The organism is Marinobacter alexandrii (assembly GCA_039984955.1).
Lineage (GTDB): Bacteria > Bacteroidota > Bacteroidia > Cytophagales > Cyclobacteriaceae > Ekhidna.
The window spans coordinates 1,102,423-1,126,544 of the sequence record JBDWTN010000007.1; the positions used below are offsets into that span (position 1 = coordinate 1,102,423).

A 24,122-nucleotide genomic window follows, 5' to 3' on the forward strand; every position below is an offset into this window, starting at 1 on the left:
CTAACCTTACCAGTTTAAATCATTTTTTAACTAAACAAATCATGCTTATGAAAAAGTTTTACTTTTCATTGATTGTGTGTCTTTTGGCAGTGACTCAGGTCTTTGCTCAAAGAACGGTATCTGGAAAGGTGACCGACGATGTTGGTGAAGGCCTACCCGGAGTGAACGTAGTGATAAAAGGCACTACTACAGGAACTACTACTGATATTGACGGAAACTATCGGTTAGAGGTTCAAGATAATACCACTCTAGTGTATTCTTTTGTCGGATTCGAAACTCAGGAAGTTACTGCAGGAGGAAGATCAGTGATAGATGTTACGATGGGTGGTGTAACGGAGTTACAAGAAGTTGTAGTTACTGGTTACGGTGTTCAACAAAAATCTGATTTGACAGGAGCTATTGGTCAAGTCAAAGGAGAAGATCTCCAAGACCTGCCTGTTCCAGGAGTGGATCAAGCTCTTCAGGGAAGGGTAGCAGGAGTGAACGTAATATCTGCCAATGGGCAACCAGGTGGTGGTATTTCAGTTAGGATCAGGGGAGCATCTTCGATTAACTCTAACAATCAGCCACTTTATGTGATAGATGGTGTTCCTGTTGAAAGTTTTGACACTCAATCAACCGCCCAAGGAACTTTTGGAGGTTTTGGAGGTCAAACAGGTAACTCTCTCAATCAAATAAACTTCAATGATGTTGCATCTATCGAAGTATTGAAAGATGCATCTGCAACTGCTATTTATGGAAGTAGAGCAGCTAATGGAGTTGTGTTGATCACTACCAAAAGAGGAAAAGCCGGACAAGCGAGAATCAGTGCTTCTTACACTGCTGGTGTTTCAGAAGTGTTTGAATTACCAAGCTTATTGAATGCCGAGCAGTATGAACTATTGCATAGAGAATCTGTAACAAATGCTGGAAATACTCCTGATGACACATTTTACGGAGATGCAGAAACCGATTGGGTAGATGCAATTTTCAGAACAGCAAAAATTAGTCAATTCAACATATCTGCCTCTGGGGGATCTAATGATTTAAACTACTTTGTATCTCTTCAAAATGATGACCAAGAAGGAACGATGCTCGGCACGGGATTCAGAAGAACAACTGCAAGAGTAAATCTCGATGCAAAACTTTCTGACAAGGTTGATTTTGGAACTTCACTATTGTTTGGAAATACAAAAGATATCATTCAATCGGGTGATAATTTCATTATAGGCCCATTCTTTAGCGCACTTAGGAGTAGGCCTGACCTTCCAATCTATAACGATGATGGAACGTTTGCAACTACCAATCAATTTGATAATGCTGTAGCTGCTACGACGTATGAAAATACGTTTGTTAGTAACCGTTTTCTTGGATCCTTCTTTGCTCAATATGAAGTAATTGACAATTTGATTCTGAAAGGGACTATCTCGCTTGATAGAGTAGGCGTTAATCGTGAACTATATTGGCCAAGTACCACATTAGGAGGAAGGTTGAATGGAAACGTTTTTATAGAAAGAGGTTTTGATGAACAACGTACTTTCAATAACACGTTCACAGCTAACTATAAATTCGACTTAAATGAATCTAATAGATTCAATGTATTAGTTGGAGCAGAATGGCAACTTGTAGATAGAGATCAATTTTCTGCATCTGCTGCAGGGCTACCAAATGATATCTTAAGAACATTGAATTCCGCAGCTAACCCTGTGAATACTGATGGACTTAAGACAGAATGGGGTCTTCAATCATATTTCACTAGAGTTAATTATGGTTATGGAGATAGATATTTAGCAACAGTAACAGTTCGAACCGATGGTAGCTCAAGGTTTGGTGAAGATAACCGCTTTGGCATCTTCCCTTCCGTAGCTGTAGGATGGAATGTGATGAATGAATCATTTTTCAATTTCGAAACCGTTAACAATCTAAAAGTTAGAGCTAGTTACGGAGTTACAGGTAACCACAGAGTAGGAAACTTTGCTTCTCGTGGGCTTTTCGGAGGAGGCTTTTCCTATGGAGGAAATCCAGGAACTGCACCAACTCAAATTTCAAATCCATCATTGAAGTGGGAAGAAACAGCACAATTTGACGTTGGGTTAGACTTTGGATTATGGGGATCAAGAATTACAGGTTCAATTGACTACTATGTTAAGACAACCACTGATGTATTGCTTCTTGCACCACTGCCAAGATCTACAGGTTTTAACAATGTAAATCAGAACATCGGTGAGATTGAAAACAAAGGAATCGAGATTGAACTATCGGGTGATGTTATCTACACAAACGATTTCCAATGGAATATATCTGGCAACATTGCTTTTAACAGAAACAAGATTCTTTCCTTAGTTGACGAAAATGATATTCTAGCTACAGGTTTTAATCAAAGTATTGTTAGAGTAGGTCAGCCTATTGGAGCCTTCTTTGGATGGCAAGTGGAAGGCATCTTCCAAGATCAAGCCGAGATTAACGAGCTAAATGGTGCTTCTCCAACTGGGTTATACCAAGCAGCTGGAACTTCTCCAGGCGATCTTAGATTTCAAGATACTAACGGAGATGGGCAAATTACAGCAGATGATCGTGTAATCACAGGATCTGCTCAGCCAGACTTTATAGGCGGTATCACAAGTACAACTACTTATAAAGGCCTAAGTCTTACTGCTTTCTTCCAATTCTCTCAGGGGAATGACATTATCAATTTGACTAATACCGAGTCATTGATTTTTGAAGATGCTGACAATGTTTCTACTCGCGTACTTGATAGGTGGACTCCTTCAAATACAGACGCAACATTGCCTCGAGTAGTACAAGGTGATCCAAACAATAACGCTAGAAATTCTAGTCTTTTTGTTGAAGATGGATCGTTCATCAGACTTAAGACACTACGTCTAGGGTACACACTTCCTCAAGAATTATTGTCGAACGTATTTCTTTCGAATGTGACTGTATTTGCTCAAGGCACTAATCTTTTGACTATCACTGATTACTCAGGTATTGATCCTGAAATAAACACTTTTGGTCAAAATAATAGTACTGCTCTTGGAGTAGATAACAGTACTTACCCTGGTGGTAAGACTTACACTTTTGGTGTTAAGCTAGGATTTTAAAATCAGACAATATCATGAAAAATATATTAATGAAATTCACATACATTATTGTGTTATTTGTCTTTGTTACTTCGTGTGACCTATATGACAATTTAGACACAGTTCCGGCTCAAAGCTTGTCGGATGCAACTGCTATTACAAATCCAAATGATGCTGAATCTGCTCTTACGGGTGCATATGCTGCATTGAATCAAGATGGTTACTATGGAAGAATGCAAATTATTTGGGGTGCTAATCAGTTTATCTATTTAGGCTCCAATGCTTCTACCACTCGAAATTCCACTTTTGATTCCGAGAATAACAATGTAAACCCTGTAGATAATACATTATTAGGTACATGGGATGACATTTATGAATTAGCAGATAGGTCTTCAAATGTAATTACGGCTGTTGAGTTATTGGACGATGCAGCCTTTACTGAAGGTAGAAAAGAAGGATTATTAGCAGAGGCACGTTTTCTGCGAGCTTTAGCTCATTTCGATGCGCTTAGATTCTTCGGAAGATTCTGGGAATCTGGTTCAGAGGATGGAATTCCTTTGCGTTTAGTTCCTGGAAATACCACAAATAAGGATCTGGCAAAAGCAACTGTGGCAGAATCATATGCTTCAATTACAGGAGACCTTGACTTTGCGATTGCTAATGCGCCAGACTTCACATTAAGCTATAGAGTATCAGCAGATGCTGCCAGAGCTTTAAGAGCTCGAGTTGCTCTGTATATGGAAGACTATGCAACTGCAATCGCACTTGTTGATGATGTGGTTCCAAACTTTACATTAGAAGCTAACTATGGAGACATTTTCGTTAACAGGTTATCGTCTTCTGAATTGATTTTCGGAATGTTTGCTAACGCTACTGTAGAACAATCTGGGCATTCATTCTTTTTCATCAGTCAAGCAAATGGCGGGAGACAAGATTATGCTCCAACAGCTCAGTTTCTTAATTTAATTGCAGGGGATCCTAGGGAAGCATCAATTGTGAATGCGGTTCCTGAAGTGCTTAAGTACCCCAACGTGAATACTCAGGATGATCCGACCTATATTGTCAGATTAGCTGAACTTCATTTTATCAAAGCTGAAGCTCTTGCTAGACAAGCTGCTCCGGATCTTGAAGCAGCCAAGGACGCGTTATTCTTTGTAAGTGATCGAGTAGGATTAGCAAGATCAGCTGCTACTACAATAGCTGAATTCTTGGATGAACTTCAGGAAGAAAAAGTAAAAGAGCTTGCTTTTGAAGGCAGTCATTCCTGGTTTGATGCAATTAGGTTAGGCAATGTTAGAACCCTAAAGTCAAGTATAACTACTGACGACAGGCTAATACTTCCGTTTCCACAAACAGAAGTAGACACTAACGCTGCTCTTGAGCAAAATGATTCTTATTAACTAATCTAGTTTTTTACAATTTAAAAGGGCCCATATGGGCCCTTTTTTTAACCTCTCATTTAAATGAAAATCTGGGCTTACTTATTACTTATCATACCTCATATTGTTCTTCCACAAAGCATACAATTCCATCCAGGAGAAAAAACAATTTGCTATGCTTCTGACAAAGTTGAAAACACACATATACCAGCAAGTTTTTTAGGTGGTAGGCTTGCAAATACTACGGAAACAAGCGCTGAGATATCAGTCTCTTATAATGGATTCACTAATGAAGCTAGAATAGCTTTTCAATACGCGGTAGATATCTGGGCTCAAACAATTACATCAGATGTTCCAATTAGAGTTACCGCCAACTGGTCACAATTAGGTCCAGGAGTACTAGGGTCAGCAAGTGCAACCAGTACTGTCAGCAACTTTGAAAATGCACCTGAAAAAGATACAAGATACCCACTAGCTTTAGCTGAAAAGCTCGCCAGAAAACAATTAAATTTCGAATCTCAATCCGAAGTTTCTGCCAACTTCAACAGTCAGATTGACTGGTACTTTGGAATTGACGCAAATCCTCCATCAGATCAATATGATTTAGTTTCTGTCGTACTACATGAGATCGGTCACGGCCTAGGATTCTCAGCCTCATTTGGAGCCAACGCTCAAATAGCTGCCTGGGGTTTAGGAAATACTGGACAACCAAATACTCCGATAATTTACGATCTCTATTTAGTCGATAGGCTAGGTAATCAACTTATCGATGAAGATGTTTACGCTAACAATTCTGCAGAATTATTGGCTGCTGTAACAAATAATAGTGTTTCTTATGGGAGTTCATTGGCGGAAGATGTCTATGGGACATTTCCACCAATCTTCGCACCTAATCCATGGAATGGTGGCTCTAGTATTTCACACTTAGATGAATCTGTATTCCCAGCAGGAAATGAAAACTCATTAATGAGTCCTCAGTTTGGACTCGGTGAGGCCATACATCTTCCCGGCGAAGTAACTAAAGCAATATTTTCTCAACTTGGTTGGGTACATACATTCATTGATCATGATGAAATTGTTTTTGCTGAAAGCCCTGGTGTTCCAGTTCGATTTCTTATAAAACTGGAAAGTGACTCCTTAATCAATGCAAGTAATACCGAGCTCATTATATCAGAAGATAATTTCAATACCTCTACTATCTATAATTTAAGCCAAAGCAGTAATGATGATTTATATGAAATTTCAATTCCATATGAAGACTTGCCAGACGAATCATCATACTATTTTAGATATACAAGTCCGGAAGGAAGGATTTACCAATTTCCAGAAGAAGGTTTTAACAATCCACTCTCTGTGATAAAGGAACAAGACAATGAGGGGCCCTCAATTTCCCATGTCCCAGTCAGTTTTATTCTTCAAGAAGAATTTGATATAGAATTTAGTGTTGAGGATAATTTCGCTATTGACACTTTATATATTGAATATAAGACCACTGAAAATGGAGATAGCAATTATAAAGGTCTTGATTTTGAAGTTTCAGAAACAGAAAAGTTCGAGTTAAATAAAAGTGACTTAGGTCTTTCAGAAGATGATACTTTATTCTACAAAATCCATGCGCTAGATGTATCAGTCAATCAAAACACATCCTCATTTCCACAAGCAGGATTCATTAGAGGTAGAGTCATTAACATTAGCGAGCAAGTCGATTTCTATTCCTTGAGTTTTGATACTCCTGAAGCTGGGGATTCATTGGTTTTAAATAATCTAAAAATGGAAACTGGGGAAGGTTTTTCATCCATGGCTATCGTTTCTGATCACCCGTATAAAAATGACGCACAAGGGCTTGCCTCCTTTATCCTAAAACATCCTATTAGGCTTAAAGAAGATTCCAAACTATCATTTGATGAGATATTATTGATCGAGCCTTCTACAGAAATAGTTATAAACGATTATTTAATCATTGAAGCATCTTCTGATAACGGTAACACATGGGTCCAAGTAGGTGAAATAGCAGATGCAAGCAATGACGATCAGTGGCTAATGAGATACAATTCAAACGTTGAAGCTTCCGGTTCTTTGGCTACAGGAGATGCTTCACTATACAAGCAAAGAGAAATTGATTTGGTAGGACAAGCTCTACCATTTTCTTCCAATGACAATCTCATTATCCGTTTTTCATTCGTTGTAAACAGTACAGTAAATGGATGGGGAATAAGGATTGACAATCTGAAAATTGGAGATGGAATAGTATCAGCAGTAAAAAGTGAATCGCCAATTCTCATCTATCCAAATCCTGTCTATGAAACACTTCGCATTAACAATGCTAAAAGTGAGAATTACAAAATGATTATTCGTGCTTTATCAGGTCAAGAAATAGATCATATTGATCTATCAGAAAATACAGACTACAAAACGCAGAAACTTCAACCAGGCATTTATCTACTCGAGATTAGAGACGAGCGTGGGAAAACAATTAAAACTGAAAAAATTATAAAAAAATGAAATCACTAATCGTTTTAGCTATATGTCTATTCTCTCTCAAAAAGGCAGTTTCACAAGAAGCAAAAGGTTTTGTGAATACTAGTCAAACCGCAGAAAATATCGAAAATGGTAATACGCTTAGAACATTTGATGAAAGGTATGAAGGCATTGAGGGGCACCCATACATGTTCAATGAAAATCAGGAAATATGGCTAGTCACAATAAAACCAGACACCATTTTAATCTTTGGGAACTTAAATCTAGAAGCTAAAGAATTAATTTCAGTAAGTCCCGATAGGGTTAAGGGGATTATTCCTTTAAGGAATATCTCATATTTCTTGGTGGATGGTGTTAGCTGGAATGAAATTCAAATCAATGATAAAAAACACGTCGTTTCAATAGTTTATGCATCCAAAGCTTTTAAAGTTCTCAGATCGCATGATAAAGTACTCGAAAGAGCCGATTATGCAGGTGCTTATTCAAGTGGAGAAACGAAAGATGAATTTAAATATAAAACATCGCTATGGCTTGAAATGGATAATAAATTAACTCCATTTAAAATGAGAGCTAGTAATTTATCTGAGATCTTCAATTTACCAGCTAAGCAAATAAGATCATTAATTAAGAAGAGTTATTTAGATCTTAATAGAGCAGAGAATTATTTTGAAATTTTAAAACTATTGGATGAAAATAGTTAAGATATTAATCATTGCATTCTCTATAATTTCTTGCTCAAGAAGTGGTACTCATTTTCGTATAGACATAAACCCAGGGCTTCAACCAATAAAAGTTTCATCTATTCTCTTGATTGAAAAACCTTACAAGACAAAGTTGAGTTTCATAAATGAGTTAAAGGAAAAACATAATCTAACAGTTGAGAATAAAAACCTTATTGCCTTAATCAAGAAGTACAACCCACCTGAAGAATTGGAAATTCAGGAAGTAGATAAGCCTTCATTCATCATCTATAAAAAGGGATTGAAACCAGTGTATGTACACCTTCAATCAACATTGCACGCAGAACTATCTTCCTTGCTTTTTTCTCTAGATACTATGGAACTATCTAAATAAAGATCCTTTTTGCATAAAGAATCTCTTAGGGCTTGTGTCAAGAAAGTACTTAAAGTCTTTAATCAAATGAGATTGATCATAATAGCCGCACAGATAGGTGATCTCAGTTAAGCTTTGATCACAACTATCTCTGTAAGTCCTAATGAAATGATTGATTTTTTCGATTTTACAATACTCTTTTGGGGTAAGTCCAATTTCACGATTAAAATGTTGCTCTAATTTAGATTTACTGACATTCAAAGAGGAATATATTTCCTTAACCGAGATTGTACCATATGAATTTCTAATCTTGCCTATCGATTCTAATATGGTAATGTTGTGATCAAAGAATGAATTTTTACTAGCAAAGCACTTTATCAATATTTCCTCCATTTGATGGATACTTTGCATTCTTGAAGCCCTGTTAATGGCTTGTAAGGTTGATTGATTTAATCCAAGCTCGAAAACTCCATTAAAAATTTCTTTTAACCCCCTAGATATCCCATATGCATACATAGGATTGATTTTAACTAACAAGTATTCACTGTCTTTTGCGATTGTAATCTCCGTTCCTCTTCTTCTTGGCATTAAAAAATATCCAATGCCTTCTCTCATTAATATTGACCTGGCGCTTCCTAGAGCTTTGAAAGATAGATTCCCACTCACTGGTATAAATATTTCAGCTGTATTATCCGGAACTAAAATTTGCTTTGAAGGAACATTGAGTGAGTCAATCAACAAGATCTCTTCAACAATAGATATGTCTTCTTCAATTACTATTTCTTCTATGTACATTTTGGTGATATTTGTTTCATCCAAAACGTATAGAAGGCACCCACTACTTATTGATTTTCAGGCACATATGTAAAGAATCGCGATTCTTTATGTAAAAGATCGTGCATTTTTACACTTTCAAAGAATTTGAATAGGGTAAACTTTAATTGAGTTGTTTTGATGCCCGATATTGAGTCGGAGACATCCCTGTCTCACTCTTGAAAGCATTATAAAAAGAAACTTTATTGGAAAAACCGCTTTCATCAGCGATAGCTTCAATTGTATAATGGTCGAATTTTCCTCCAGTCAATAGATCTTTTGAATATTCAATCCTAAAAGAATTAATAAACTTATTGAAGTTTCCATTACTAAATTTATTAATAGAGCGAGACAATATTCTTTCGTTGTACGAAAGTTCTGAGGCAAGATCGGAAAGTTTAAGACTCTTATTTAAGTAGAATTTTCGCTCATTGATCAGCTCAATGGTTCTATTATAAACCATTCCTAATTCCTCCTCATCTATATCTACCTTACCGGAGGATGCCTTTTTTGGTCGTTTAACATACCAAATAAGCACTATCCCTATCAAAGTAAGACTTATTGCAATCATTGTCCAATTCACGTCGAGCATTTGTTATATAAAAAACAAGTGTTAAAGCTAACTACCCCAATTCGCCAGAAAAATCTTCTTTTTTACAGTTACATGGTTTCAATCTTTTTTACAATCATCAGATATGGCACTACAATAACCTTGTAGTCCTCTTCATACTTAATAGAGGGGTACCGGGTTACTTCGGCCCCTCTTTTTTTTTACAAATGATCTTTCTGATATAACTATTCTAAGATTATCATTTGATAATTCACAGTAATTTCATTCTATAGAACCTGAAATATTTTTTTTTCGTTAAAAAATGTACATTTGAATAGGTTAACCAGCTAAAATGTCAACTATGCAGAAGAAAAGAGATAATTGGCTCAACTTCAAAAACATAATCCATTATGCGTTTGATGATATGTGGAGGAGTATGTGGGAGTTTTTGCTTAAAAGGCAAAACAGATTTCATCACCATCATGCACATCACGAAGAAGAATAAAATATACCAAGAAAATATAATTTGAATAAGTCGGCATTGCCGACTTTTTTTATTTTAAATAATTTACCGCTATGCAACCATCAGCTTAGAAGCTGCATCTACCCCATGAAGGTTAAAACCATGCTGCGAATCAATAAGTCACTAACCGAAGAAGAACTACTTGAAGGCTGCCGAAAAGGTAAGGCTTCAGCGCAGCGTAGTATGTATGACCGCCTTTCTCCTAAAATGTTAGGGGTATGCCTCAGGTACATAAAAGACAGAGAAGAAGCTGAACATGTAATGATTGGAGGTATCGTAAAGGTTTTTGAAAAAATGGATCAATTTAAAAGCGAGGGCAGCTTTGAAGGATGGGTAAGGAGAATCGTAGTAAATGATTGCCTGATGTATATCCGGAAAAATCGGAATATGTCTCTTCAAACAGATATAGAAACAGTAACTGATAGTCCTGATTTAAGTGTGATGGAAGATGCTTTAGATACTGCCGATCTTTTAAAATTGATTAATGATTTACCCGTAGGGTATAGAACGGTGTTTAATCTCTATGCTATTGAGGGTTACTCTCATGCTGAGATTGCAAAACAATTAGAAATAAATGAAAATACTTCTAAGTCTCAATTGAGCAGAGCTAGAAAGTGGTTACAAGCCCGCCTAGCAGAAGTTGAAAAAGAACTTGAAAATAAGATTACAAATGGATCAACAAAACATTGATCGGTTATTTAGAGAAAAACTAGACCAACTGGAGGTGGTTCCATCTTCAAATTCATGGTCGCTAGTAGAAAAACAGATTAGGCCTAAAAAGACCCCTATAATTTACTGGGTGGCTGCATCTGTGTCACTCTTATTCATATCATGGGTGGTATGGCCGGTAACGAATACGCAAGATCTAACTCCTATTGCCTCTGAGATAACTTATCCAGTCAACCATGGTTCACCTGAGTTTGTACTTCCAGTAATCGATAAAAAGGATAAGTCGGTGAAAAAAAATATTCAAGAAAAGCAACCCATTATACAGAAGAAGATTCAAAAAGCTCATAAAGTACATTTTGCGACGAACAATAGTCAAAAATCACAAGAAGAGATCATTGAAAAAGTTGAGCTCATTGAACCTGAATCGAAAAAGATGGTAGCTACAGCTGAGATAGAAAAGCCTGAAATCACTAATTCAGAAGCTATAGAAGTCGAAAAACCGGTTTTCAGAACCGTAAAAATTACATACATCGCTTCTTCTGACAATAAACCGGTAGAAGTACAAAAAAATGATTCTACAGGAGCTTTAAAGAAATTTATCGCCTTTGCAGGAAAAATAGATCCGGGGGATATGTTGGCCGACATGAAAACGGCTAAAGACAATCTACTTAATGGTGGATTGAAAAATAAAAAGGACAGGAATTCATTATAAACGATAAGGACATGAGAAATCAACTGACAATAAATTCAATGATGAAGTCAACGATAATATATATCCTACTTGCATTAATGCTGCCAACGATGGCACTAGCCAAAAGTGGCACTAATCTAAAGCAGGATACTGTAATCATAGAACTGAATAATAATAGCAAGATCGTTATCATAACAAAAAATCGAAATGATTTAGCATCTCTGGAAAACTATGATATCAATCAAATGGTGAGAGATCTAAATAATCAACTTTCAGATAGTGTGGAGTACATGGAAATAAGTGATGGAAAAGCTTATGTGAATGAGGACAATGAGGTGGAAATGAAAGATTGGAAGATAAATGATGATGAAATCAGAATTAAGCTTGGAGGCGTAGAAGTAGACGTAGATCCTGACGAAGTTGATGATTGGGATGAGGATGATTGGGGAGACAGAAGAAAGGTGACCTATGAAACTGAAAGAAGAGATCGAACCACACACCACTTCAATGTAGATATCGGTTTGAATAACTGGCTAGATGATGGAAGCTTTCCTGAAGGGAATTCTCCTTATACGGTAAAATCTTTTGGCTCTTGGTATGTTGGATTAAATAGCACCAACAGAACGTGGGTTGGTGGCCCTATTTTTCTTGAGTGGGGATTGGGAATTAACTGGTACAATTGGAAATTAGAGGATGCAGATTACATTATCCAGGAAGGTTCAGAAGCTGTCGAATTCAATTTAGCCCCTACTACTCAGAATGGTAGTAAGAGTAAGTTGACAGCTTCATTCATCAATGCGACCGTCGTTCCAATGTTTGATTTTTCCAGAGGAAGAAGAAAAATCACAAGTATAGAATCGGGCGGAGTACGAATAAAAAGATACTCTAGAAAAGGATTCCGATTTGGGGTAGGTGGATATGCTGGTTACCGAATTGGAAGTCATACAAAATACAAATACAAGGAAGATGGAGACAGAGAAAAGGATAAGGAAAGAGATAACTTCTTCCTTGAGAACTTCCGCTATGGACTTAGAGCTCAAGTTGGATGGAAGGGTGTTGAGCTTTTTGCCAACTATGATTTGAATGAAGTATTCTCACCAAATAGAGGTCCCCTGAATGCTAACGGGCAAAATGCAAAATTAAATGCGATCAGTTTCGGAATTACGTTATAACTATTCTCTTAGATAAGATTAAAAGGGCATCATTCAATATGATGCCCTTTTTTATTCTTCATGCAAAGTTTTTCGATCTTCTTTCGATAATCTCATGTCCCTAACAAACTTATCCTCTGAAGGCCTCAGGAAAGAATACTGAATCAATACCGCAAAATAGGCTATCACAAAAATGAATGATGGCGCAAGCCACATAGCAGCTACAGAGATAATTCCAGCACCGCCCAGAATTAGATACTTTCTAATGTTTCTTTTTTTAAACTCACCCATCTTATAGGCTACATCAGCTGAATCTGTGATTTGATATTTGATATTTTCACCGCGCCAAACATACCAGCTAGCATAACCAACAACCCATATTGATTGAGCAATAAGTATAAAAAACGGATTACTCATCGAAATTGGAGAGATGAACGATGAATCCCATTCCAAAAAAAAGAAAGCAAACGGCACGAGTGTCAGAGCTATAATACTGTGATAAACCTGATACAGTTGATGATGATAATCTTTCCAACTTTTAACCTTCTTCTTCATTGCTCACAAAAGAAAAGAATTAATCTCATGATAACCATTTTAAATTTCTGTCGTATATTGTAATGATATCATTTTAATATCATTATGAAACACGCATTAATATTTCTTTCTATTTGTACTTCATTTTTCTCGAATGCTCAATCATTTAAAGAAGAGCCTGTTGAGATTGGGGAACTAAAAGGCACTTTAATCACTCCTGAGCAAGAGACCAGCAAAGCAATTTTAATGATCTCTGGATCCGGACCCACGGATAGAAATGGAAACAGCGCACTTGGCCTCAATAACAACTCACTCAAAATGGTAGCACATGCACTTGGCAATGCAGGATATGCTGTACTCAGATTTGATAAACGCGGAATCGCTGAGAGCAAAAATGCCATAACCAATCCTACGGATATGAGATTTGATGATTTTGTATCAGATGCCAAAAACTGGTTATCACTATTAGAAGACAGTGGCTACTCAGACTTGGTAATTGCAGGGCATAGTCAAGGCTCACTTGTGGGCATTTTGGCTGCTCAGGACAACAAAAATGTTACCGGTTTTATCTCTATTTCAGGCCTATCAGAAGATGCAGGCGAAGCTATTATAAGACAATTAGGCATGCAGTCGCCAGCTTTAGCGGAAGATGCCAGAGTTAATATTGACTCAATGAAAAATGGGCATACCGTAAATTCGTATAGCCCGTATCTCGCCTCTCTGTTTGGTCCTCATATTCAAGATTTTTTGAAATCATACATCTTATATAACCCGTCAAATGAGGTTAAGAAATTGGACATTCCTGTTCTAATTGTAAATGGAACAACCGATATGCAAGTAGGAAAAGATCAGGCAGAAAACCTTAAAGTGGCTTATCCAGATGCTAAACTTCTTATCATTCCCGGAATGAATCATGTTTTGAAGGATACTCCAGAAAATGACTTAACCGCCAATATGGCTACTTATAATAATCCAGATCTCTCCTTGAGTGATGGATTAATGACTGGAATCATTGAATTCCTACAAACTCTGTAATCAGTTTTCAATTTTAAAGCTTATCAACTATGCAATCAAACGAAAAAACCCATACTCCCTTATCTGGTTATGTCGCATTGTTTTTCAATGTCAGCCTTTTAGGAGCATTCATCGCACTGGTTTCTATCACTCAGCAACCCATTTGGCTTTTACTGATAATTCCATGGTTGATCATGATGCCGGGTTTCTTCTTTGTCAATCCTAATGGATCTAGAGTACTTGTCTTATTTGGTAAATACATTGGCACAGTGCGCGAAAACGGGTTTTATTGGGTAAACCCTTTTTATACCAAAAAGAAGATTAGCCTTCGTGCTCGAAACTTTGATAGCGAACGAATCAAAGTAAACGACAGTATTGGAAATCCAATTATGATTTCAGTGATTTTAGTATGGAGAGTAAAAGACACATTCGCAGCAGCATTTGAGGTAGACGATTATGAAAATTTTGTGAGAGTACAAACTGATGCTGCTGTAAGAAAGCTCGCTGGAACATATCCGTATGACAATTTCGACGATGAACAAGCTGAAGTAACTTTAAGGTCTGGAATCAGGCAGGTAAATGAAGATCTAGAAAAAGAGCTTGATGAACGATTAGCTATTGCGGGAATCGAAATTCTTGAAGCGCGCATTGGATACTTGGCATATGCTCAAGAAATTGCTAGTGCAATGCTCAGAAGACAGCAAGCAACGGCAATCGTAGCAGCACGTCACAAAATAGTAGAAGGTGCTGTAAGTATGGTAGAAATGGCTCTCGAGCAGCTTAAAGAAAAGGAGGTGATCGATTTGGATGAAGAGAGAAGAGCTGCAATGGTTAGTAATCTCATGGTTGTCCTTTGTGCTGACAAAGACGTTGCTCCGGTAATAAACTCAGGGACTCTTAATCATTAGATTATGAACAATTATAAATTTCTAAAGCAAAAATCCTTTGAGAAAAGAGAGGGCTTTGAAAAAAGACTTCATGATATTTCTGGACAAGGCTGGAAGGTTCATAGTTTTTCAGTTGACCATGGAGCAATTACAGTCATGTTAGAAAGAGAACGTTAAGCACAGAGGCCATGAAAGGAAAACTATTGTTTAAAGAAGAGCAAACCTTTGTTGGTACCTGGATGTGGTACTTGGTTATTGGGATTTCCATTCTATCCGTTGGAGGGACAGCTGTAGGTCTTATTTATACTCAGAATAATGAAGGAGTCATAGGATTGATCATTGCCGCAATCGTGACGGGCGGAATTATCGCTCTCTTCTATACTTCCAAACTATACACATCCATTGATCAGGATACGCTGTATTATCGTTATCCGCCTTTTGTAGGTTCTGAGAGAAAAATTTTGAAGGAAGATGTTAAAGAAATTTATGTTCGAAAATATAAACCTATACGTGAGTATGGTGGCTATGGCTATCGATTTAGATTCAGGTCAGGAAGAGCCTTGAATGTGTCTGGAAATGAAGGATTACAACTAGTCCTACAAAATAATAAACGTATTCTCATAGGAACTCAAAGACCACAAGAGATGAAGCAAGCTGTGAGGCGATTGAAAGAAAACTGGGGATTAGATGGCTAAGAAAAAACCATTTGCGCTACGATTAAATGAAGATACCATGAAGGCTCTTGAAAAGTGGGCTGCAGATGAGTTCCGTTCAACTAACGGGCAGATAGAATGGATTATTCATAAGGCATTAAAAGAAGATGGGAGACTTAATAAATAGTTATTGGTAGAAATGAAACGAAAAATTACTTTAAGCTAATTATTGGCAATTACACTTTTCGCAATATCAATTGCACTTTTCGGCTTTGAAAGTCCAGAGTGGATCGGAAATGAGAAAAGCTATATTGGTCTTCTAGCAGCAATAATTATATTTTTAATGGGCCGTAGGAAATCGACTCACTGACCCACAAAAAACATCGCATTCACCATCAGTAGCTTCCCATTTTGCCAGAAAGATCGAAAAAGAGGGTTGTCTACTATATGGATAATCTGACCTCTACCCTTGTTTTCAACTCCAAAAACTAATGTTTCAGCCATATCTTCTCTAGCATATTGGCCGGCAAATCCGCTTAACAAATCTTCTTTATCAACTACTACTCCCACATTATTCCCATCTAAATAGGCTACCCTGCTTGACCCTGTCTTTAAAGTGTAGTAAATGCCCTCATAGCCAAAAGCAAGTGGATGCGTTCCGTCCATTTTTACTTTGTAAATAGCACCTGGAGCAAATCCTTTAATAAATTCTCTCTCTTGATCTTCATATGGAATAAGTTTCGCCGAGTCTTTCCGTTTCTCATCTATAGACTCAGACTTCTTCTTAGCTTCATCATCCACATAGGCGGAAAGAGATGAATAATCAGTATCCTTCAGCTTATTCAACGCACCTTCTATCGCTATAAGCTTACCTCCTGCTGAAACCCAGTCCATCATCTTGTTCATTTCCTTTTCTCCATATGAACTATACCACCCACTTTGCATGATTAGCACATTATATTCAGAAAGGTCTATCCGATTGAAATAATCCGTCCCAAGAATTGTTACTGGATATTTTAATTCTTGCTCCAAAAAATGCCATGTCGCTCCAAAAGCAAGAGAAGAAGTACCCTCACCGCTCAATAAAGCAATTTTAGGTTTCTTCAAATACCTCACGTCTGATGAACCTATATCAGGACCCATATCCATAAATCCCGTTTTGATAGCTGTGACATTCCGAGTGTGCTTATTTGCCAAATCAACAACTCTCTTTTCAAAATTTTGAATGGATTTATTATCACGTTTAGCAATGATTAGGCTACCTCTATCAAAGGACTTTCCTTTATAATTCATTGGCTTTTGAGTGAACCTGACTTTTACATTCTCTTTTAAAAGAGAAGCTAGAAATCGTGCATCATCCATACTATTCCATTTATTGATGAAAGCATATACTTTTTCAGGCACTTCAGAATCCTTGAAATTATCACTTGTTCTATTGCTTACATCAATCATCTGTGAAGTAGCGTATGCTCGAAGACCATGGGCATATGGAACTCCCCATGCAGTGATATCGTAAGTAACAGAATCCACTAATTTCGTTTTTGGCTCAAACAGGATATGAGCTAAAGTCGCTTTTGGTTGATTGGTATTAACTACCAAATCTCTCGACCCTATTGAAAAATTTGTCTGTTGACCTGTGTTATAATCGTATCCTTTAAGGCCCTTTACATTTGGCGCTGATCCATATTCAATACCTTGATCATCTAGCCAATTCATTAATATTCTAAACTTATCTTCATTCCCATCAAATTTGAGAACAAAGGATTTGTACTCAAGACCAGGTTTATCTCCAAAGAATTTAGTGAATTCAATGAGCAATCTATCGGCATGATTGACTGAAATTTCAATTGTAGAAAGGCCTGTTGTGTAATGATGAGCTATTCTATCCTTAAGTGTCAACGTATCCCCTTCTTGCTTAATGATCCCCAATCCTGCTCTTCCATGACCTGCCTGTTCGTATGTCATACCTATCGCACCATTATAGGTAGGGTATGTATCTCCATAGCTTGGATATAGCAAATCAAAAAACTGCTTGGTAAAATAGAACCAGTTATTATCATCAAAATATTTCGCATGATTACGACCGATCTCATTTTGAAAATCTCTTTGGAAGAGAGTGATTAACTCATGAAATGGCTGGGCTGCTGGAGCAAAATAATAAGGTGAGTTAATACCTTGTTCGTGGAAATCAACATGAATTTGAGGTAGCCACTGGTTATAAACCTTTAACCTACCTTGAGTTTCAATTTGTGTTTGCCATGCCCAATCTCTGTTTAAATCGAATAAATAATGATTAGGACGTCCCCCAGGCCATGGCTCATTATGTTCTATTGCATTAGGATCAGGGTTATAAGGCTGACTCGCATTTTGCCAATAGAAATTCACATACCGATCTCTGCCGTCAGGATTAATACATGGATCTATTACAATCACTGCATTTTCAAGCCATTCACTCTTATCTGACCCTGATCTTATCAATTCATATATGGTTGCCATAGATGCTTCCGTAGAGGAAGATTCATTGCCATGGACATTGTAGCTCAGCCAAACAATTGGAATAGTAGATGTCGGAGTTCCTTCTTCAATACCTGCTCGTCTAAGGTTATCGAGTCTGATGTTTTCAAGATTTTTAATGTTCTCTTCAGAAGACACGAAAGCAAGTAAAAGTGGGCGTCCTTCATAAGTTTCTCCATATTGTTGGACAGAAACCTTTCCTGATTCTTCAGATAGAAACTCGTAATAATCAACAACTTGATGATGGCGAGTAAACTTCTCACCAAGCTCATACCCTAAGAACTCTTTAGGGCTTTGAACTTGCGAAAAGAGTAGGAAGGGAAAAATGGTAATGAAAGAGATCAGGGTCTTCATAGCTTTTATTTAAGCCCCGAAATTAAACTCATAATTTAAGTCTACAAACACAAAAGTGTTGGGTGGCTTCTGAATACATAAAGAAGGTATAATGAAGAAATTAATCTCGTTAAATAGTTAACCCATCTCTATGCGAACACGATCAGAAAGTGGCTTACCAACACATGTAAGGACGTATCCTTCATCCAACTCATCTTGAGATAAGCCTTCTGCCTCATCAATGCTAACCTTCCCTTCTACGCACTTTCCACGACATGCTGTACATAAGCCACTTTGACATGAATAAGGCATATCTAAGTCATTATCTAGTGCAGTATCTAAAATAGAAGCATTCTTCTTAACCGTCACTGAATATTCCTCGCCATCTAGCAAAATAGCAACTTCGCTTTCTGTCGTTGCACCTTTATCAATTATATCGTTGGGAGAAGTTTTCCCCGCTTCAAAACTTTCCATCCTGATTTTAGCTTCAGCGTATCCTTTTTTGTTCAAGCCTTCTGAAACTATATTCATCATTGGTTGAGGGCCACATATATAAAATTCAGTTTGCTCATTGCAAGACAATTCCTCGCAAATAGCTCCAATCATATCAGAAGTAGGCCTTCCTTGATAATCTGCCTCGCCTTCTTCTAAAATATGAACTGCTCTAAATCGTTCTGGATATGTAGCCTGTAATTTGGCTATTAAGCTCTTGAATATGATGTATTCATCTTTTCTATTTCCATAAACAAGCGTTGTATGACTTTCTGGTTCTTTCAAAAGAATGGATCTGATGATGGAAATCAAAGGGGTGATACCACTACCTCCGCCAAAAAAGATTGCTTTTCTTTTATTAGAAGGATTATACTCAGTGGTAAACATGCCCATAGGCTCCATTATTTCCAGTTGATCACCAGCCTTGATATGATCGTTTAGATCGTTTGACATTGCTCCACCATCTACTCTCTTTACCGTTACTGCAGGGTTTTCATCCTCGAAGGGAGTCGTGCACAAAGAATATGCTCTTCTGATCTTTTTTCCATTAACCTCCTTAATGATGGTAATGAACTGCCCTGGCTCATATTCAAAACTTTCAGGTTTTTCAAATACAAGATTCACGGCGTCCTTTGCCACGTTCACCACTTCCTTAATTGTCACCGTTTGATAACGATTGTCTTTCTTGTCTTTCTTCTTTTTGAATAATGAAAATGCCATATTGTCGATTTAAGGGCGCAAAGATAATTCTCTAAATGAGGTCAAGCAAGTAAACATGATGAGGTATTTTTGTGTTCGCTTTTATACGACTTATTTCCATGAAATAATTTGAGGAAGAATAATAATTATCAACACAATTCCCTCAGACAAATTCCATGTGGACATTGAACATAAATTATACACATGAATCTTAACCCACTAGAGGGTATCTCTCCTATCGATGGCAGATACAGATCCAAGGTTTCTCATTTAGCCGACTACTTTTCTGAAAAAGCTCTGATCCAATACAGAGTTAAAGTAGAAGTGCTCTATTTTATTTCACTTTATGAAAGTGGCATCCCCCAATTAGCTGGTTACAAGCCTGCAAATAATGATAAACTGCATAAAATCTATGAGACTTTCTCTTTGTCAGATGCGGAAGAAATTAAAGAAATTGAAAAGACAACCAATCATGATGTAAAAGCCGTCGAGTATTTTCTCAAAGAGAAATTTGATCAATTGGGACTCTCTGATTATAAGGAATTCATTCATTTTGGGCTGACATCACAGGATATTAATAATACTTCAATCCCATTGTCTATGAAAGATGCACTTGAGCAGGTGTTTCTTCCTAAGCTGGAAGCGCTGATTGTAGTACTTGAATCAAAAGCTACCCAATGGAATGATGTTCCAATGCTAGCAAAAACACATGGACAACCAGCTTCTCCAACCAGACTTGGGAAAGAGATTATAGTCTTTGTTGTGCGGCTTAGAGAGCAGTTGAATTTATTGAAGCAAATTCCTTTTTCAGCAAAATTTGGTGGGGCTACTGGTAATTTTAATGCCCATACAGTTGCCTACCCAGATCATAACTGGCACTCGTTTGGGGATCAGTTTGTGAAAGATAAGCTGGGACTAAAGAGAAGTCACCCCACAACTCAAATTGAACATTATGACCACCTAGCAGCCCTTTTTGATGCATTGAAGCGAATCAACACAATATTTATTGACTTCAGCAGAGATGTATGGCAATACATTTCAATGAACTACTTCACGCAGACAATTTCAAAAAATGAAGTAGGCTCATCTGCCATGCCACATAAAGTAAATCCAATTGATTTTGAAAATGCAGAAGGAAACTTAGGTATTGCCAATGCACTGTATGAGCACTTGAGTGCCAAACTTCCTATATCCAGATTGCAGAGAGATTTAACTGACTCTACTGTGCTCAGAAACATTGGAGTGCCGATTGCTCACTCCTTTATTTCACTTCTTTCTTTGGAAAAAGGTTTATCTAAAATCAATGCGAATGCACAAGTCATTAAGGCAGATCTGGATGATAACTGGGCAGTTGTAGCTGAGGCTATACAAACTATTTTGAGGCGAGAAAGCTATCCTAAGCCTTATGAAGCCTTAAAGGAACTTACCAGAACCAATGAAGCCATAACAGAAGCTTCAATTGGCTCATTCATTGATGGGTTAAGTGTTTCGAAAGAAATAAAAGATGAACTCAAGAGAATCACACCTTTTAACTATGTAGGTAAGTAGCTTAATTAAGCTACCCCAGCTAAAAGATAGAGCACCGCCATTCTAATTGCTACCCCATTCTCCACCTGCTGTAGGATTATCGAATGATCAGAATCGGCCACATCGCTGGTAATCTCTACACCTCTATTGATGGGGCCTGGGTGCATAATCACTATTTCTTTGTTTAAAGAATCCAGTATTTGCTTATTCACACCAAAATACTTTGTGTATTCCCTTAAAGAAGGGAAGTATCGCATCTGCTGCCGTTCAAGTTGAATACGAAGGATATTAGCTACATCACACCAATCGAGAGCCTTTCTTATGTTTGTCTCTACTTTTACTCCAAGCTCTCCTATATGTTTTGGGAGCAAAGTCGCCGGACCACAGACCATCACCTCTGCTCCAAGTTCTTGCAAAGCAAAAATATTAGATAACGCAACCCTTGAGTGAAGAATATCACCAACAATTACAACCTTCTTTCCTTCTACAGTTCCACATTTTTCTTGAATTGAAAAAGTATCTAAGAGTGCTTGCGTAGGATGTTCGTGAGTTCCATCTCCAGCATTGATAATATTTGCATCTATATGCTTGGATAGAAAATGTGGAGCTCCAGGACTAGCGTGTCTCATGACTACCATATCTACTTTCATAGCCAGGATATTATTGACCGTATCGAGTAGTGTTTCTCCTTTTTTCACAGAGCTGCCTGAAGCAGAAAAGTTTACCACATCTGCCGAAAGTCTTTTTTCAGCAAGCTCAAATGAAAGTTTAGTTCGTGTAGAATTTTCAAAAAAGATATTCGCAACAGTTACATCACGTAATGATGGAACTTTCTTAATCGGCCTATTAATGACTTCTTTGAAATTAGCTGCTGTCTGAAAAATGAGATTGATATCCTCTCGATCGAGGTTTTTGATTCCTAAGAGATGCTTGGTTTTCAATTGACTCATTCTTCCTTCGTGATTAACCAGATATGATCTTCTTCTTGTTTCTCGTCTAAATCTACGAGTACCTTCTGTGATTGGATCGTATTAACCTTTCTGCCAACATAGTTAGCTTCCACAGGTATATCTCTACTGTATAGTCTATCGATGAGAACGAGTAATTCTACCTTGGCCGGCCTTCCAAATGTGTTCATAGCATCCAATGCTGCTCTAACACTTCTTCCAGTGAATAAAACATCATCTACTAGTATAACATTCTTGTTCTCAATCAGAAAAGGGATTTTCGTTTGACTAGGAGTAATGGGTTCATCTCTTCTTCTAAAATCATCCCGATGAAATGTAGTATCCAAATATCCAAGATGGATTTCCTTTGCTATCAGTTTCTCAAGCCTTGTTTTTATTCTTTCTGCAAGGTGAATACCTCTTGGTTGCATCCCAATTATCACCGTTTGAGAAAAATCATCATGCACTTCAATGAGTTGTTGACACAATCGGCTAATTGTGACTTTTAGTAAGGGGCTATCAAAAAGCAGGCGCTTTTGCATCAGTAATTATTCCTGCAAAAGTAATGAGATAGAATTTAATTCGGCTGCCTATCTAAGTCATATTGGATCTTATTAATGTAAAAAACCTTTCTGGTAGTTTTTCCAGCTACTCCATTGGGGTTCTTAATTGATTGATCGCCATAAGCAAATAGGGTTTTATCGTACCATCTTTCCAAGCCCTCAACATTTGGGTCTTTAGATTTAATTTCATCTGCTTGAAAAGAAAGCTTCACGGGATTGAAAGTTCTTCCTTCGATTACGGTATTGCCTTCAATAATCTTTGTTCTAATCTCATTTTCTTCCAAATACATTAGTATCACACGGTCATTAGAAGTACTTACAACTACATTTTCTTCTAAAGAATATGTTTGAGTGTCTTCAATTTTGAAAGTCTGATCCCAAAGAATATTACAATTCGGATCAAATCCTAAAACAACCGCATGAGTGTATTTATAGCCAAGAAAAAATGGGTTTCTCGAAAAATTGGAGTTGTCTCCTTGAAAAGTAGTATAGCTATTTCCAGAGTTAGAGTAGTTATACCTGGGATAATATGCTTCTGCAATCATAATATATTCTCCATCTCTTTCAATAATCTCATGAACCAGAAGACGATAATTAAATCTCTTTACTTTCCCTTTTTGTCGTTTCTTTTCAATTCTATTTCTTATCCTTTGCTCACGTTTTGGTTTTAAGTGACCAAAAAAGTTATTTAAGTCAGCAAAGGGGTGATACTTATTGAACTGTTGTTGACCATTGATGAATTTACTCAGATAAAAGCCTTGACTATATTGAAGAGACTTTTTTGAGTGCGTCCCTGCTAAATATTGAAGTCCGCCAGAAAAGGAAGTACTCGCCGCATCTAAGATGCTTCTTCTATCTCCAGGGTTTACAAGATTGTCTTGTATAATATCTCCTTTGTCTGTAAAAGTCCTTACTCGTACGGTATATTTTTTATTCCGCATTTTTTCAGACATAATGACTGTAAAGATTTTGGAATCCTCATCTACTACGAGATCTAGAATATCATTCCTGTTATCGTAGAAGCCAGGCACTACTCTTGGTATTCGATCATTAATATTATAAGTAATAACCACAGGCCTAAAATTCGCATAACCTGCAATTAACAAGGTCTCCCCTACGGATTCAAAATGAATGATTTCTACCGGGAACACTGTTGTAATTTCATAGGTAATGAAATCGATGGTCTCAGGATTCAATTGGTAAACAATTAAATCTTCACTACTATATTTCTTCGCGCTGAATAGTAAGTAAAATTTACCATCAAAGTATTCATAGCCAAGCATTGATCCTTCAGCTGGAATCACTAATGTTTGTGACCACTTCACGTGTAATGCAGTATCGATCATATTCAACTTCCATTGGTAGCCTCCATTCCTAGCAGGCTCGGTAGTTTCTTCAACAACTAGAATTCCATTTTTATCACCAGGAACAACAAAAAACTCTGAAACATCTCTATGTTTTTCGAATTCTATTCTATTAGGTTGAAGGATGACAGAGCTTGTGTCTCGATCCTTTTTCTTTTGACCAAAAACTAAAACAGGTATTAGTAGGAGTAGGATAGGTAATCTTAACATGGCATTCATAAAACAACTT

23 protein-coding genes are annotated in these 24,122 nt (G+C 37.2%); 15 read left to right on the plus strand and 8 right to left on the minus strand.

Annotated elements, in window-relative coordinates:
* The first annotated feature begins 47 nt into the window (after positions 1 to 47).
* The 5 genes from ABJQ32_11135 (at position 48) to ABJQ32_11155 (ending at position 7,990) form a co-directional block, all read left to right on the plus strand.
* Positions 48 to 3,080, plus strand: coding sequence for a TonB-dependent receptor (locus tag ABJQ32_11135; protein MEP5290193.1), 3,033 nt, complete (start codon positions 48 to 50; stop codon positions 3,078 to 3,080).
* Positions 3,081 to 3,094: 14 nt separating this feature from the next.
* Complete coding sequence (locus tag ABJQ32_11140; protein MEP5290194.1) at positions 3,095 to 4,459, plus strand: RagB/SusD family nutrient uptake outer membrane protein; 1,365 nt, start codon at positions 3,095 to 3,097, stop codon at positions 4,457 to 4,459.
* 63 nt (positions 4,460 to 4,522) lie between these two features.
* Positions 4,523 to 6,940, plus strand: coding sequence for a T9SS type A sorting domain-containing protein (locus ABJQ32_11145; GenBank protein MEP5290195.1), 2,418 nt, complete (start codon positions 4,523 to 4,525; stop codon positions 6,938 to 6,940).
* A complete protein-coding gene (locus tag ABJQ32_11150) occupies positions 6,937 to 7,617 on the plus strand; it encodes a hypothetical protein (protein MEP5290196.1) in 681 nt (226 codons plus the stop codon). Before ABJQ32_11145 ends, ABJQ32_11150 begins: the two co-directional genes overlap by 4 nt.
* Positions 7,604 to 7,990, plus strand: coding sequence for a hypothetical protein (locus ABJQ32_11155; GenBank protein ID MEP5290197.1), 387 nt, complete (start codon positions 7,604 to 7,606; stop codon positions 7,988 to 7,990). Before ABJQ32_11150 ends, ABJQ32_11155 begins: the two co-directional genes overlap by 14 nt.
* On the opposite strand, the gene ABJQ32_11160 is transcribed toward ABJQ32_11155, so the two are convergent.
* Entirely contained in the window at positions 7,979 to 8,764 is a 786-nt protein-coding gene (locus ABJQ32_11160) for a helix-turn-helix domain-containing protein (GenBank protein ID MEP5290198.1), read from the minus strand. The two genes, ABJQ32_11155 and ABJQ32_11160, sit on opposite strands and share 12 nt — an antisense overlap.
* Positions 8,765 to 8,906: 142 nt before the next feature.
* Positions 8,907 to 9,365 (minus strand): AraC family transcriptional regulator, encoded by a 459-nt coding sequence (locus ABJQ32_11165; GenBank protein MEP5290199.1) that lies wholly within the window; start codon positions 9,363 to 9,365, stop codon positions 8,907 to 8,909.
* Between the two features lie 328 nt (positions 9,366 to 9,693).
* On the opposite strand from ABJQ32_11165, the gene ABJQ32_11170 reads away from it, so the two are divergent.
* From ABJQ32_11170 to ABJQ32_11185, 4 genes are read left to right on the plus strand one after another with little or no spacing between them, the layout of a single operon-like run.
* On the plus strand, positions 9,694 to 9,837 hold the full coding sequence (locus ABJQ32_11170; protein ID MEP5290200.1) for a hypothetical protein: 144 nt from the start codon (positions 9,694 to 9,696) through the stop codon (positions 9,835 to 9,837).
* Between the two features lie 21 nt (positions 9,838 to 9,858).
* Positions 9,859 to 10,545, plus strand: coding sequence for a sigma-70 family RNA polymerase sigma factor (locus ABJQ32_11175; GenBank protein ID MEP5290201.1), 687 nt, complete (start codon positions 9,859 to 9,861; stop codon positions 10,543 to 10,545).
* Positions 10,526 to 11,236, plus strand: coding sequence for a hypothetical protein (locus ABJQ32_11180; protein ID MEP5290202.1), 711 nt, complete (start codon positions 10,526 to 10,528; stop codon positions 11,234 to 11,236). Before ABJQ32_11175 ends, ABJQ32_11180 begins: the two co-directional genes overlap by 20 nt.
* Before the next feature lie 11 nt (positions 11,237 to 11,247).
* Complete coding sequence (locus tag ABJQ32_11185; protein MEP5290203.1) at positions 11,248 to 12,387, plus strand: hypothetical protein; 1,140 nt, start codon at positions 11,248 to 11,250, stop codon at positions 12,385 to 12,387.
* 51 nt (positions 12,388 to 12,438) lie between these two features.
* Here the strand turns inward: ABJQ32_11185 and ABJQ32_11190 are convergent, their stop codons facing one another.
* A complete protein-coding gene (locus ABJQ32_11190; GenBank protein ID MEP5290204.1) occupies positions 12,439 to 12,921 on the minus strand; it encodes a hypothetical protein in 483 nt (160 codons plus the stop codon).
* Between the two features lie 84 nt (positions 12,922 to 13,005).
* On the opposite strand from ABJQ32_11190, the gene ABJQ32_11195 reads away from it, so the two are divergent.
* The 5 genes from ABJQ32_11195 to ABJQ32_11215 are packed head-to-tail and all read left to right on the plus strand — an operon-like array spanning position 13,006 to position 15,641.
* Entirely contained in the window at positions 13,006 to 13,935 is a 930-nt protein-coding gene (locus tag ABJQ32_11195; protein ID MEP5290205.1) for an alpha/beta fold hydrolase, read from the plus strand.
* A gap of 29 nt (positions 13,936 to 13,964) precedes the next feature.
* Positions 13,965 to 14,822: an SPFH domain-containing protein gene (locus ABJQ32_11200; GenBank protein ID MEP5290206.1), complete on the plus strand. Its 858-nt coding sequence runs from the start codon at positions 13,965 to 13,967 to the stop codon at positions 14,820 to 14,822.
* A 3-nt stretch (positions 14,823 to 14,825) separates the two neighbouring features.
* On the plus strand, positions 14,826 to 14,978 hold the full coding sequence (locus ABJQ32_11205; GenBank protein ID MEP5290207.1) for a hypothetical protein: 153 nt from the start codon (positions 14,826 to 14,828) through the stop codon (positions 14,976 to 14,978).
* Between the two features lie 11 nt (positions 14,979 to 14,989).
* Positions 14,990 to 15,496 (plus strand): hypothetical protein, encoded by a 507-nt coding sequence (locus ABJQ32_11210; GenBank protein MEP5290208.1) that lies wholly within the window; start codon positions 14,990 to 14,992, stop codon positions 15,494 to 15,496.
* Positions 15,489 to 15,641, plus strand: a complete 153-nt coding sequence (locus tag ABJQ32_11215) for a hypothetical protein (protein MEP5290209.1) — start codon at positions 15,489 to 15,491, stop codon at positions 15,639 to 15,641. Before ABJQ32_11210 ends, ABJQ32_11215 begins: the two co-directional genes overlap by 8 nt.
* A 176-nt stretch (positions 15,642 to 15,817) precedes the next feature.
* Here the strand turns inward: ABJQ32_11215 and ABJQ32_11220 are convergent, their stop codons facing one another.
* Entirely contained in the window at positions 15,818 to 18,322 is a 2,505-nt protein-coding gene (locus ABJQ32_11220; protein ID MEP5290210.1) for a M14 family metallopeptidase, read from the minus strand.
* A 117-nt stretch (positions 18,323 to 18,439) separates the two neighbouring features.
* Positions 18,440 to 19,513, minus strand: coding sequence for a 2Fe-2S iron-sulfur cluster-binding protein (locus ABJQ32_11225; protein ID MEP5290211.1), 1,074 nt, complete (start codon positions 19,511 to 19,513; stop codon positions 18,440 to 18,442).
* 183 nt (positions 19,514 to 19,696) lie between these two features.
* Between ABJQ32_11225 and purB the strand changes: the two genes are divergently transcribed.
* Positions 19,697 to 21,040 carry an adenylosuccinate lyase gene (gene purB, locus ABJQ32_11230; GenBank protein ID MEP5290212.1) on the plus strand — a complete coding sequence of 448 codons (1,344 nt, stop codon included), beginning with the start codon at positions 19,697 to 19,699 and terminating at the stop codon, positions 21,038 to 21,040.
* 5 nt (positions 21,041 to 21,045) lie between these two features.
* On the opposite strand, the gene ABJQ32_11235 is transcribed toward purB, so the two are convergent.
* From ABJQ32_11235 to ABJQ32_11245, 3 genes are read right to left on the minus strand one after another with little or no spacing between them, the layout of a single operon-like run.
* Positions 21,046 to 21,969, minus strand: a complete 924-nt coding sequence (locus tag ABJQ32_11235; protein ID MEP5290213.1) for an aspartate carbamoyltransferase catalytic subunit — start codon at positions 21,967 to 21,969, stop codon at positions 21,046 to 21,048.
* Entirely contained in the window at positions 21,966 to 22,508 is a 543-nt protein-coding gene (gene pyrR, locus ABJQ32_11240) for a bifunctional pyr operon transcriptional regulator/uracil phosphoribosyltransferase PyrR (GenBank protein MEP5290214.1), read from the minus strand. The genes ABJQ32_11235 and pyrR overlap by 4 nt, the downstream gene beginning before the upstream one ends.
* 35 nt (positions 22,509 to 22,543) lie before the next feature.
* Positions 22,544 to 24,112, minus strand: a complete 1,569-nt coding sequence (locus ABJQ32_11245; GenBank protein MEP5290215.1) for a hypothetical protein — start codon at positions 24,110 to 24,112, stop codon at positions 22,544 to 22,546.
* Positions 24,113 to 24,122: the final 10 nt, after the last annotated feature.